The organism is Streptococcus parasanguinis (genome assembly GCF_047465465.1).
Classification (GTDB): Bacteria; Bacillota; Bacilli; order Lactobacillales; family Streptococcaceae; genus Streptococcus; species Streptococcus parasanguinis_AI.
In genome coordinates this window covers 31,987-44,778 of record NZ_JASGZU010000001.1, presented here as the reverse complement: position 1 = coordinate 44,778, position 12,792 = coordinate 31,987, and the positions used below count along the sequence as shown (strand labels likewise).

Sequence of the window (12,792 nt, the reverse complement as noted above, 5' to 3'; positions counted from 1 at the left end):
TTTACCTTTTTTTAGCAAAATTAAAAAGCCCAAAGGGCTTTAAAAATCACGTCAGCGTTTATTTTTTCTGTTTGGTCGTCATTTTGGAAATATCCACCAAAGCCAGGTAGCCAACAAAGGCAAGAAAGGCACCGACAAAAAACTCAGACGGTAGTTGGAATATCTGAAAAATGGCGAGACAAGTCAGTACGATAATGGAGACGATTAAGACCACCATTGTGACACTGTTTAAGGTACCACGAATACTTTTGGGGGTCATAAAAAGGTAAAAAAGGAGAATCAAAATCCCTAAGATAAAATAGACCATTTTGTTTCTCCTTTCTTTCCGTATTATTCAGCAGCTGCTGATTTTTTCTTTTTATTTGCTTTTTCGCGTTCTGCTTTGTTCAAGATTTGTTTCCGCAAACGGATAGATTCAGGCGTTACTTCCATGTACTCATCGTCGTTCAAGAACTCAAGAGATTCTTCCAAGGTCAAGATACGAGGAGTCTTGATAACCGCTGTTTGGTCCTTAGTAGCTGAACGAACGTTGGTCATTTGTTTAGCTTTCGTAATGTTTACGGTCAAGTCGTTCTCACGAGAGTTTTCCCCGATGATCATTCCTTCGTAAACTTCTGTACCTGGATTGACAAAGATCGTACCACGTTCTTCGATAGACATGATAGAGTATGTGGTTGCTTTTCCGTTATCGATTGAGACAAGAGCACCACGGTGACGTCCACCGATTTCTCCTGGAATCACTGGCAAGTATTGATCAAAGGTGTGGTTCATGATTCCGTAACCACGTGTCATTGACAAGAACTCTGTTGAGTATCCAATCAAACCACGCGCTGGAACAAGGAAGACCAAACGAGTTTGACCGTTACCAGTTGAGATCATATCCAACATTTCACCTTTACGTTCAGAAAGGCTTTGGATAACAGATCCTTGGTATTCTTCTGGTGTGTCGATTTGTACGCGCTCAAATGGTTCACATTTGACACCATCAATTTCTTTGATGATAACTTCTGGACGAGATACTTGCAATTCGTATCCTTCACGACGCATGGTTTCGATCAAGATAGACAAGTGCAATTCCCCACGACCTGAAACTGTCCATTTATCAGGTGAATCAGTTGGGTCAACACGAAGAGAGACGTCGGTTTGCAATTCCGCTTGCAAACGTTCTTCGACTTTACGAGAGGTTACCCATTTTCCTTCGCGACCAGCAAATGGTGAGTTGTTAACCAAGAAGGTCATTTGAAGGGTTGGTTCATCGATGTGAAGGATTGGAAGAGCTTCAACTGCGTCTGTCGGTGTGATGGTTTCTCCAACGAAGATATCTTCCATACCAGAAATAGCGATCAAGTCTCCAGCTTTGGCTTCTTGAATTTCACGACGTTCCAAACCAAAGAAACCAAAGAGTTTGGTAACACGGAAGTTCTTAGTCGTTCCATCCAATTTAGAAAGGGTTACTTGGTCCCCAACTTTTACAGTACCACGGAAGACACGTCCGATACCGATACGTCCAACGAAGTCGTTGTAATCAAGCAGGGATACTTGGAATTGAAGAGGCTCATCTGAGTTATCAACTGGAGCTGGGATGTGATCAATGATGGTATCAAAGATCGGTGCCATTGTGTGCTCTTGATCAGCTGGATCATCTGAAAGTGAAGAGGTTCCGTTGATCGCTGATGCATAAACAACTGGGAATTCCAATTGGTCATCATCCGCACCCAATTCGATGAAGAGTTCAAGAACTTCGTCTACAACTTCTTCTGGACGAGCAGATGGTTTATCGATTTTGTTAACTACAACGATCGGAACAAGGTCTTGTTCCAAGGCTTTTTTCAATACGAAACGCGTCTGAGGCATGGTTCCTTCGTAAGCATCTACGACCAATACAACCCCATCAACCATTTTCATGATCCGTTCCACTTCTCCACCGAAGTCCGCGTGTCCTGGTGTGTCCATGATATTGATTCGAGTTCCGTTATAAGCAACGGCTGTATTTTTAGCAAGGATTGTGATCCCACGTTCTTTTTCAAGGTCGTTTGAGTCCATTGCACGTTCTTGCAATTCTTTACGTTCATCCAAGGTGTGCGATTGTTTCAACAATTCGTCTACCAAGGTTGTTTTACCATGGTCAACGTGGGCAATGATCGCAACGTTACGAATATCTTCTCTTAATTTTGTCATGATTTCCTCTATAAAATTTTAAATAATATTTCTAACTGAACAATTATACCACAGTCCTATCTAAAAAACACAGTTCAGCTAGTTGTAAATGTTTTCATCTTCATTTCTTTTCTCCGACTCGATTTCCTTTTCTTTTCATGATACACTGATGATAAGAATTTCAGAAAAAGAGGCTCCCATGAGATTAGATCAATTGATGGCAGACCATCAGTACGCTCGTAAAGACATCAAACAACTTTTGGCCCGAAGGCAAATCTTGGTCGATCACCTACCAGCTCAAAAGCTATCCCAAAATATCGACCCTGGACTCCAACAGATTCAAATCGGGGAACGAATCATTCAAGAACCGCGTCACCACTACTACATGCTCCATAAACCAATCGGAGCCGTGACTGCCAAAAGAGATGCCCAGCATCCAACAGTAATCGATCTGGTAGATCCCCAACAAGAATATCCGGATCTCTACCCACTTGGTCGCCTCGATCGCGATACGAGTGGCTTACTCCTCATCACAGATAATGGTCCCCTAGGTTTTCAACTGCTCCATCCTCAATATCATGTGGAGAAAGTCTATGAGGTAGAAGTCAACGGTCCGCTCTATGGCCCCCACATCGAACAATTTCAGAATGGAATTTCATTCACAGACGGCCCCATCTGTAAGCCTGCTTCCTTAACCATTCTAGAAAGTAGCCCTAGCTACAGCAAGGCCCAGGTCCGAATCTCAGAAGGAAAATACCACCAAGTGAAAAAGATGTTCTTAGCCATTGGCGTCAAAGTAATGACCTTAAAACGCTTGTCTTTTGGTCCCTTCACCTTGGATCCTCAGTTAGCCCCTGGCGAAAGCCGGCCTTTGAATGAGGTAGAGCTCACATGGGTCAAAGATTACCTTGAAAAAACGAGATAAAAAAGCTCTAACCACATACATTGTGCAGTTAGAGCTCTTTTTATTAGGCGTCTTTTTTCACTTTCCCATTCCAAGAATCGAGACCATAAGACAAGACATAAATGTCTGTATAGCCCTGCTTCTTAAGATAGAGAGCCGCATTGGTTACACGCGAACTACGGCTATTTTCATAGAGCAAAATTGGTTTATCTTTGCGCAAGGCTGCAAGACTCAACTTCAACTGAGTAGAAGGAATGTTGCGTGCTCCTAAAATATGCTTAGCATGAAACTCAGCTGGCTCTCGCAAGTCAATCAACTGACCTTTACGAATCAGCTCTTCAAAAGTAGCATTGTCCACAAATTTAGCAGCTTTACGGATGCGGAAATAATTAAACGCCATCCATCCAAATGCTCCTAAAATAGCCAACCAAACAATGATATTTCCCATCACTCTACCTCACTCTTTTTCAAAAATTCTAATTCTTGCTTGTGTTCTCTTCTTAAAACGGTGTCGGCTTCTAAATAATCGAGCCGCTCCATCAGGCCTGCATCATAAAGACGTTGAAGCTCAATTTTCATCAATTCGATGTCATAGAGGCGCTTCCCTACGTAAATGATGATTCCAAAACGTTTTAAAAATTGTTGAACATCATACAGGTTTTTCATGTTCATTATTGTATCAAATTTAGAAAGGCTTTACAAGATTTTCAAGCAAATGATGACATTTTCCGATTGCTTTACGAATAAATAAGTATGATCAACTTTTATTTTTTTACCATCGGTACTTGTATCGCCTCTTTTTTGGGACTAGTTGTCGATCGTTTCCCAAACCAATCCATTCTTGCTCCTCGCAGTCATTGTGATCACTGCCAGCACGTCCTTGGCGTTTGGGAGCTCATCCCTATTATCTCGCAACTACTCCATCGTTTTCGCTGCCGCTATTGTCATCAGACCTACCCATTTTGGTACTGCCTTTTTGAGGTCTGGAGTGGCCTACTTTTTTTAGCCTGCGCCAATGGTTTCCTTTCTCTGCCTCGACTTCTAACACTACTGGGAGCTGCCGTTTTAGCCATCTATGACCTACGCTTTATGGAATACCCTTTATTCATCTGGTGCTGTCTCCATGCCTTGGTCCTCTTTTTATCCGGTAGTAATCTCTTCATGCTGGTCTTTTTACTCCTTGCGATCGGAGCTCACTTTTTCTTTATCGGAATAGGAGCAGGAGATTTTCTCTTACTAGCTACCTTTTCGCTAAGCTTTTCTTCTACCAAGATCCTCATTCTCATTCAGATCGCATCCATCTTAGGCATTCTCGTCTTTGCTCTCAAAAAAGAAAGAGACCGGATTCCCTTTGTTCCCTGTCTCTTTCTCAGTTATCACGCTTTACTGCTTTATACGATGTTTTGCAGATAAATTCTTTTTATTTTGCAGCCTTCGCTTCTAGATAATCGGCGATGGCAGCCACATCCTTGTCCCCACGTCCGGAAACATTGATGATGATGATCTTGTCTTTATCCAATTGCGGAGCACGTTTGACTGCTTCTGCAATCGCGTGTGAGCTTTCAATAGCTGGGAGGATCCCTTCTGTCTTACTGAGAAGAAGAAGAGCTTCTACTGCTTCATCATCTGTTGCTGCTACGTATTCGACACGACCAGAATCTTTAAAGAAAGCATGCTCTGGACCAACCCCTGGGTAGTCCAAACCAGCAGAGATCGAGTACACTGGCGCTACTTTTCCATCTTCGCCAAAGACTGCATAGGTCTTCATACCATCAACCACTCCGATAGTCCCTTTGGTCATAGTCGCTGCGTGCTGATCGGTATCCAAGCCATGACCAGCTGCTTCTACCCCAATCAAGCCGACTTCCTCTTCTGCGACATATTCAGAAAAGGCACCGATGGCATTAGAGCCACCACCGACACAGGCAATCACATAATCCGGCAAACGACCTTCTTTTTCCAAGATTTGACGTTTAGATTCTTCACTGATCACCTTTTGGAATTCATGCACAATGGTTGGGTAAGGGTGAGGGCCAACAGCAGAACCCAAAACGTAAAAGGCATCCAGATCCGCCATCCATGCTCCAAACGCAGCATCAACGGCGTCTTTCAAGGTCTTAGTCCCGGTTTCAACCGCATGAACGGTTGCCCCCATCATTTCCATGCGGAAGACATTCAAGCGTTGGCGTTCCACGTCTTCTGCCCCCATGTAGACATCACAGGCCATACCGAACTTAGCTGCCGCAGCTGCTGTAGCTACACCGTGTTGACCGGCTCCTGTTTCAGCAATCACGCGCGTTTTGCCCATGCGTTTGGCCAAGAGGATTTGCCCCAAGACGTTATTCAATTTATGCGAACCTAGGTGATTCAAGTCTTCGCGCTTCAAATAAATTTTTGCTCCACCTAAATGATCTGTCAAACTTTCCGCAAAGTAGAGTGGTGTTTCGCGTCCAGAATAATCTTTCAAATAATGTTTGTATTCTGCGATAAATTCTGGATCATTTTTATACTGTTCAAAGGTTTCCTCTAATTGATTGAGCAAGTTTTGAATGGGTTCTGGTACGAAAGATCCACCAAATTGTCCGAAATAGCCTTTTGTTTCTGTCATGATTGTGTCCTCTTTTCTCTATCTTCAATCTTGTTTATGATCTTTTTCTCTCGCGGGCCCTTTGAGCTGCAGTCTCACTGGGTTCCTATGAGATACAAAAAACCTCACACAGAAAAATCTGTGTGAGGACGATTCGATACCGCGGTGCCACCTCAATTGTAGGAAGCTATTTTTTCTCCTACATCTCTGACCTGTCTAACAACAGGGTGCACGATAAGGTGTGCTCACCGAATTTTTATTGTTTCAAATTCATTATCATAAACGCATCAGCCCATTTCAAGATTCACCACTGCTTGTTCGCAATCACCACAAGCTCCCTGGAAGTGAGAAAAATCTCTACTTTTCTGATGTCTTGAAGCTATTATAGCTCCCGCTTCTGATTTTGTCAACAAAAATTTTAAAAAGTGGTTAAAATGTTCGGATTTTACATTTCACCATTTTTTGCTAGCAATCGTGCTCTGAAATACTGAAAGCCTATATAAGCCAGATAAGCCCCTAAGGTATTGGTCCACAAATCATCTAGCTCAAAGACACGATTGGCATCAAACAAGAGATCTAACAGAACTTGGCTGCATTCAATCCACAAGCTCATCGCAAAGCCGAAGCACAAGACCCGTTTGCGGCTCCTCAACCAGGGCCATAGCCAGAGAAGTTGAAAGACCAGCGGGCTTAACAAAAAGATATTGGCTATATTTTGGAGGATGACCTTAATGAGTTGGAGGACACTGGTAATCTGGCCAAGATTCATCACCGAATTAAGAGGAACTAGCAGGACGACGATACGACCGAAATGTTGAATACCCGGTGTTTCCATACCTGGCTCTGGCTGTTGGGGCAAAAAACACATCAAACACAAGAGGATAAAATAGAAGAAGCTGCCACTCCGTAACAGCCTTCTTCCTCTTTTTGTTAGTTCTGTATGATCCATCAGCCCTTGTTTAAGGTTGCGCATGTTCAACAATCGCTTTCTCCCGGTCCCGTTTCATGGTATTTGAACGCAATTGGCCACAGGCAGCATCAATATCTGTACCGTGCTCTTGACGCACTACACAGTTAACACCTTGTTTTTTCAAGGTATCATAGAAGGCCATGACCCGTTCTTTTGGACTCCGGCTATATTGGTCATGCTCACTGACAGGATTATAAGGAATCAAGTTGACATAAGACAATTTCTTGATATTCTTGAGCAATTCTGCCAACTCTAAGGCTTGCTCGACTCCATCATTGACTTCATTGAGCATGATGTACTCAAAGGTCACCCGACGGTTCGTAGTCTCAATATAGTATTCAATCGCCGCAAACAATTTTTCAATTGGAAAGGCCCGGTTGATCTTCATGATGCTAGAGCGCAAGTCATTGTTTGGAGCATGAAGGGACACTGCCAAATTGACCTGCACACCTTCATTTGCAAAGTCACGAATTTTATGAGCCAAACCAGAAGTTGACACTGTAATATGGCGAGCACCAATCGCTAATCCCTTGTCATCGTTGACCGTCCGGATAAATTTCAAGACATTGTTATAGTTGTCAAATGGTTCTCCGATCCCCATGACAACGATATGGCTGACCCGTTCATCTTGGCCACGTTCGTCAAAGTATTTTTGGACCAACATGATTTGAGACACGATTTCACCATTGTTCAAATCGCGTTGTTTTTTGATCAAACCAGAAGCACAGAAGGTACAACCGATATTGCATCCTACTTGAGTCGTTACACAGACAGATAATCCATAGTGCTGACGCATCAAGACGGTTTCAATCAACATGCCGTCTGGCAATTCAAAGAGGTACTTGACCGTCCCGTCTGCTGACTCTTGCACGATCCGTTGCTTAAGTGGGTTGACGACAAATTGATCATTTAACTTCGCAATCAAGTCCTTAGAAAGATTGGTCATTTCTTCGAAGGACTGGACGCGTTTGCGATAGAGCCATTCCCAGATTTGTGCTGCACGGAATTTCTTTTCTCCGTTTTCTTCCGCCCAATCAATCATATCTTGGCGTGTTAAACTATAAATGGATGGTTTCATTCTTTCTTACTCCTCTTTTTGTCGAATCACAAAATGGCGTTTGTTGTCTGTCTTCGTTGTCTTTTTAGTCTCAGCAGACGGTCTTGTTTTTTTCGAGTTTTTGGCTGGTTGTCCCTTGTCGCGTTCTCGTTTTTGGAAACGATCTTTTTGTTTGCGATTACGCGAACGCTTTTTAGGTTCTCTTTCTTCTGATTGAGCTTTTTTGACCGGTGATTTCTTATCAAAAGAAGCACGATGAGGCTCCTTATTTTCAAGGACAAAATAAGCACAACCATAGCTACAATATTCTAACAAATAATCGTCTAAGCGACTTAATTTATCCATCGTTGCAACATCGCGCTCTTCCTTATAGAAGCCACGCAAGCGCAACTGCTCATTGCTCCAATCACCAACAATGTAATCAAACTTGGTTAAAATCTCAGAAAATCGCTGACCAAAAACGGTCGCATCAAATGCTTCCTTCTCATTTTTCAAGAGCTCAAAGGAGAGGTTTTCTGAAAGGATCTGGTCTCCTACCTGACGAAACACAGGTCCAGGAAATTTATTGTAATTATATAATTCAGGGTCAATCTCTTTTCGCATAGTGTTCCTTCATCAAAATCTATTTACTGTAACACTTTATTCTATCATAAATTTGATGACTTGCGTCAGATTTGACTAGAAAAGAGTTGAAATTCCTTTGAGAGCAAAAAGAGAGTGGGATAGAAATCGGTAACTCGTTAGAATTCGATTTCGTCGTCCCACCTCCGCACAGTTGAGTAGGGCTGTAAAAGCTGATGAAATCAACGTAGTAGAGCCCGCTCAACCACTGCGTCTTGCTCGACAATCCAAAAATAATTGAGAGGCTAGGACTTTTGTCCCAGCCTCTATGAATATTCATTGCCGGATGCAAGTGGCAAAAAAAGAGTAATTTTGGTATAGCTATTGGCCTTAGAATCAATCTCCATATGATAGGCTTCGCCAAATTGAAGACGCAATCGTTGGTCCACATTTTTCAAGCCAACACCTCCTAAACGAAGAAGGGTTTGGGCTGTTGATTCTGATCGGTCAAACCCTCGTCCATTGTCAAAAATCGATACGCAAGCGTAGTCTCCACTGACTTCAGTTGTCACTCGAATGAGACCAGGCCGATCGATCTCCTTAATACCATGGTAAATCGCATTTTCCACTAAGGGTTGAAGCACTAATTTGGGGAGCTGATAGTCGCTCAACCGTTCATCTTCTAGAATTTCATAGTTAAGCTTTTCACCATAACGTTGCTTCTGAATGAAAAGATACTGGCGGACATGGTCGATTTCATCTCTCAGTATGATTTGCTCCTGGCCTTGGTTAAGAGCCAGTCGAAAATATTGAGCCAGAGACTTGGTGATGTCGACCACGCGCCGACTATCATTAAACTCCGCCATCCAGACAATCGTATCCAAGGTATTATAGAGGAAATGCGGATTAATCTGAGCCGAAAGTGCCCGCAACTCGTAACGCCGTGCGTTCTGCTCCTCTTCCTTGACCTGTTGCATGAGGTTATCGATTTGGTCCAACATGGCATTAAACGCTTGAGCGAGGGCCACCAATTCTGGAGATCCTTTGGCTGCAGCCCTCACGTGAGCATCTCCTGCTCCAATCCTCAAAATGATAGTCTGAAGGTCTTGTAAGGGTTTGATCCACAAACGCAGAACAAAGCCGATCCCTATCAAACACATGATCAAAGCTAGTAATCCTAGACCAATGAAAGAGTACAGGAGTTGCGACTGCAGCATCTGAAGTCCTTCAAGTGAAGCCACTCCAATCAAGGTCCAATCGCTATCTGGAATCGGAACCTGATAGATAAAATTCTGTCCTCCTTTAGCATAGCCATCTGTCACAGCAATATAGGGCTGCATGGCCTGCATTTCTTGGCTGGAGGAATAGACCGCCTTTTTAGGATGGTAGACAAACTCATGCTTTTGATTAATGATAAAACTAAAGCCTTGTCTCCCTAGTTGAAGGTGATCCAAGTAAGCCTGAAGGCTATCGTAGCCAATATCCAAGCGTACTACTCCGAGATTTTGGCCAGTCTGATCGACCACTTCTTGGGTAATAGAAACCACCCATTTTTCTTTTTCCGAAGTCAAAGATTCCTTTCGAGCTGGCGTCAAAACTGGCATGGCTCTTTCTTTAATCGCCTCTTGATACCAACTTTCATTCATCATATCTGAAGAAGTCTGCATGCTGATTTTGGAATCTGTCGCTACCAGACGTCCATCCTTGGTCACCAAGACCGCTGAGACCAAGTCCGGATCCGTTTCAATCATCGTTCGCATCAGGTGTTGAACCGTTTCTTGATCCGCACTCCTATCTTGGGCAAATTGTCGAACAGCCTGTTCCTGGCTAAGCACCGTCGTCGTCTGCTTTAATTTTTTTAGATAGGAAGTGATAAACTGACTGCTTTGATCGATACTATTTCTTGTCGTCCGCTCTGTTTGCTGGCGGATCGTCCCTGAACTCGTTTGATAGTAAAGGCTACCGATGAGACCAAAAAGTAGGAGAATGAAGAGAAAAAAGTAAAGGACCAGCTGGATCAGCAAGGGATATCGTTTCATTCATGCTCTCCTTTTTTGTACTGCCTTGGTGTCACCCCAACAACCTGCTTAAAGCGTTGAGAAAAATAGTTCATATCTTCAAAACCAACCTGATCGGCGATCTCATAAATTTTTAAATCTGTCGTGAGAAGCAAGAGTTGAGCCTTCTTCATTCGCTCTTGAATGAGGTAGTCTTGGAAGGGGAGTCCCAATTTTTTCTTGATCAATACACTTAGATACGAGGCACTGAAACCAAGTTGATAGGCCAGATCCTTTAGAGTTAACTGAGAGTCTGCTAAACGAGCATGAATGGCTTCTTCCAAGTCTGTCGAATAACCCTGACTGACCAAATCTTCGACTTGCGCTTTCTTACGCTCTTGATCAAGTTTTCCTTTCACCTTTGCTAACATCTCTTCAATATCATCTTTTGAAAAAGGCTTCAGCAAATAATCATCTGCACCTAACTTGATGGCTTTCCTTGCAAACTCAAAGTCATCATAACCTGTCAAAAAAATGATATGGCAAGACGGAGATTGTTCTTTGACGAGATGAGCCAGATCCAAGCCATTCATTTGTGGCATATTGATATCGGTTAGAAGGATATCGGCTGGTTGCTCTTGAAACTTCTCCCAAGCCTCACGCCCATTTTTAGCCTGGTTGATGACGGTCATTCCAAACTGTTCATAATCCACTAAGGAAGTCAGACCCTGCCGGATAAGCTCTTCATCTTCCACAATCATGATCGCATACATGTCTTTCACCTACTTGTCTTTGCTATACTTATTATAGCAAATTATGGTTCCAAATGTCTCAGACGTAGTCCAATAAATAACCGTAGCCCTTTTCTTTCATTTCTGCTTTGGGAATGAAGGTAATAGACAAACTATTGATGCAATAGCGAAGGCCGCCTTTTTCCTTGGGACCATCGGTAAAAACATGGCCCAGATGAGAATTTCCTACACGGCTCCGAACTTCTGTCCGAGTCATATTGAAACTCTTATCCTCCTTATAGATGGCCACATCAGGACTAATAGGTCGACTGAAACTTGGCCAACCACAACCAGAATCAAATTTATCCTTAGAGGAAAAGAGTGGCTCACCGGTCACGACATCTACATAAATACCGGCATCAAACTGATCCCAGTAACGATTGGAGAAGGCCCGTTCGGTATCATTTTTTTGTGTCACCGCATACTCTTCAGGAGATAACTTCTTTTTGATCTCCTCATCGCTTGGCTTAGAGTAGCGACTAGCATCAATAACAGGATAAGAAGCCTGATTGACATCGATATGGCAGTACCCATTCGGATGTTTCTTTAGATAATCCTGGTGGTAGTCCTCAGCCTTGATGAAATTGGTCAGTGGCTCTTTTTCCACTGCTAACGGTTTGTCGTATTTTTTTGCTTCTTCTTCAAAGACTTGGTTAATGGTTGGAAGGTCTTCTTGGGAGACATAATAGACACCTGTTCGGTATTGTGTTCCTTGATCATTTCCTTGACGATTCTTCGACGTTGGGTCGATAATCCGGAAATAATGCAGGAGCAATTCTTTCAGAGATACCTTCTTGACATTGTAGGTGATGTGAACTGTTTCAGCATGGCCTGTTTGAGGGACCAATTCATACTTGGTCGTTTCTCCCTTTCCATTGGCATAGCCTGATACGGCATCAATCACACCTGGAACACGGGAGAAATATTCCTCTACGCCCCAGAAGCAACCACCAGCCAAATAAATTTCACGATGATCCTTTGGATCAACCGTTTCCTTTGTTTCCTTTTTGGCTACTGGAGTCTGACTCATCGATGCTTTTTTAATCATCTCAGTGCTTGTTTCTGATTGATCCATTCCGTTTGCTCCCTTACTAAAGAAAAAGAAACCAATCGATAGCAAGCCAATGAGAAGGATAGCAAACACTTTCCATTTTGTTTCCATTGTCTATCTCCTTACTGCATGTTCTCTAGGGTCTTGAGGATATCCTCTTTATTCATATAGCCAATATGACTCTTTGCTAAAGTCCCATCACTATTGATAAAGAGCGCCGATGGATAAGAACGAATCCCATATTCTTTGAGCAGTTCCCCTTTACTATCTAGCAAGACTGGGAAATCCTTGTAATCCAAAGACTGGTACCAGTTTTTGAAATCTGCTGCTGATTTTTCGCCATTAAAGGTTGGAGCTACAACGGATAAAACCACATAATCCTTACCTGCCTCTTCTTTTGCCAACTCATTAGTATCCTCTAATGTCGACAGGCAAATAGAGCACCAGGAAGCCCAAAATTTGAGGTAAACTTTCTTTCCTTTGTAATCGGATAAGCGGTAGGTCTTGCCATCCACTCCTTGCAGGCTAAAATCCTTCACTTTCTTGCCAGATGGTTGCCTAGCCCCAGCTTTGGCTGTTTGTTGGTTCATGTTCTTATTGGAAGTAGCCATTCCTTGACTCGAACAAGCCCCTAAAAGTCCAGCGCATACGAATCCTGCAGCTACTAAAGCTAATTTCTTCATCATTATTACCTCTTTAAACAAGGAGAAAGTCATC

General features: G+C 42.9%; 14 protein-coding genes and 1 other annotated feature. Of the genes, 2 read left to right on the top strand and 12 right to left on the bottom strand.

What is annotated here, in order from left to right:
- Positions 1–58: 58 nt before the first annotated feature.
- The gene (locus QM351_RS00305; protein WP_004219693.1) at positions 59–307 is read right to left on the bottom strand and encodes a DUF3165 family protein; all 249 of its coding nucleotides are present in this window, start codon (positions 305–307) and stop codon (positions 59–61) included.
- A gap of 23 nt (positions 308–330) precedes the next feature.
- Complete coding sequence (gene typA / locus QM351_RS00300; protein ID WP_003017941.1) at positions 331–2,178, bottom strand: translational GTPase TypA; 1,848 nt, start codon at positions 2,176–2,178, stop codon at positions 331–333.
- A 178-nt stretch (positions 2,179–2,356) separates the two neighbouring features.
- Between typA and QM351_RS00295 the strand changes: the two genes are divergently transcribed.
- Positions 2,357–3,082 carry a 16S rRNA pseudouridine(516) synthase gene (locus tag QM351_RS00295; protein ID WP_414326053.1) on the top strand — a complete coding sequence of 242 codons (726 nt, stop codon included), beginning with the start codon at positions 2,357–2,359 and terminating at the stop codon, positions 3,080–3,082.
- A 43-nt stretch (positions 3,083–3,125) separates the two neighbouring features.
- On the opposite strand, the gene QM351_RS00290 is transcribed toward QM351_RS00295, so the two are convergent.
- On the bottom strand, positions 3,126–3,509 hold the full coding sequence (locus tag QM351_RS00290) for a rhodanese-like domain-containing protein (protein WP_024055336.1): 384 nt from the start codon (positions 3,507–3,509) through the stop codon (positions 3,126–3,128).
- Positions 3,509–3,727, bottom strand: coding sequence for a YqgQ family protein (locus QM351_RS00285; protein WP_003017930.1), 219 nt, complete (start codon positions 3,725–3,727; stop codon positions 3,509–3,511). The genes QM351_RS00290 and QM351_RS00285 overlap by 1 nt, the downstream gene beginning before the upstream one ends.
- A gap of 87 nt (positions 3,728–3,814) precedes the next feature.
- Here QM351_RS00285 and QM351_RS00280 point away from each other — a divergent pair, with 87 nt between their 5' ends.
- Positions 3,815–4,474, top strand: a complete 660-nt coding sequence (locus tag QM351_RS00280) for a prepilin peptidase (RefSeq protein ID WP_414326051.1) — start codon at positions 3,815–3,817, stop codon at positions 4,472–4,474.
- A 7-nt stretch (positions 4,475–4,481) separates the two neighbouring features.
- On the opposite strand, the gene trpB is transcribed toward QM351_RS00280, so the two are convergent.
- The 8 genes from trpB to QM351_RS00240 form a co-directional block, all read right to left on the bottom strand.
- Complete coding sequence (gene trpB / locus QM351_RS00275) at positions 4,482–5,669, bottom strand: tryptophan synthase subunit beta (RefSeq protein ID WP_049474407.1); 1,188 nt, start codon at positions 5,667–5,669, stop codon at positions 4,482–4,484.
- Between the two features lie 121 nt (positions 5,670–5,790).
- Positions 5,791–6,026 (bottom strand) — a binding site (T-box leader).
- Positions 6,027–6,093: 67 nt separating this feature from the next.
- The gene (locus QM351_RS00270; RefSeq protein ID WP_049498348.1) at positions 6,094–6,621 is read right to left on the bottom strand and encodes a VanZ family protein; all 528 of its coding nucleotides are present in this window, start codon (positions 6,619–6,621) and stop codon (positions 6,094–6,096) included.
- Positions 6,608–7,696, bottom strand: a complete 1,089-nt coding sequence (rlmN, locus tag QM351_RS00265; RefSeq protein ID WP_003005918.1) for a 23S rRNA (adenine(2503)-C(2))-methyltransferase RlmN — start codon at positions 7,694–7,696, stop codon at positions 6,608–6,610. Before rlmN ends, QM351_RS00270 begins: the two co-directional genes overlap by 14 nt.
- Positions 7,697–7,702: 6 nt before the next feature.
- Positions 7,703–8,278, bottom strand: a complete 576-nt coding sequence (locus QM351_RS00260; protein ID WP_049483935.1) for a YutD family protein — start codon at positions 8,276–8,278, stop codon at positions 7,703–7,705.
- 284 nt (positions 8,279–8,562) lie between these two features.
- Positions 8,563–10,275, bottom strand: a complete 1,713-nt coding sequence (locus QM351_RS00255; RefSeq protein WP_414326048.1) for a cache domain-containing sensor histidine kinase — start codon at positions 10,273–10,275, stop codon at positions 8,563–8,565.
- Entirely contained in the window at positions 10,272–11,006 is a 735-nt protein-coding gene (locus QM351_RS00250; protein WP_024054871.1) for a response regulator transcription factor, read from the bottom strand. The genes QM351_RS00255 and QM351_RS00250 overlap by 4 nt, the downstream gene beginning before the upstream one ends.
- A 58-nt stretch (positions 11,007–11,064) precedes the next feature.
- A complete protein-coding gene (gene msrB, locus QM351_RS00245; RefSeq protein WP_414326046.1) occupies positions 11,065–12,186 on the bottom strand; it encodes a peptide-methionine (R)-S-oxide reductase MsrB in 1,122 nt (373 codons plus the stop codon).
- Between the two features lie 11 nt (positions 12,187–12,197).
- Positions 12,198–12,758: a TlpA disulfide reductase family protein gene (locus QM351_RS00240; RefSeq protein ID WP_042759839.1), complete on the bottom strand. Its 561-nt coding sequence runs from the start codon at positions 12,756–12,758 to the stop codon at positions 12,198–12,200.
- Positions 12,759–12,792: the final 34 nt, after the last annotated feature.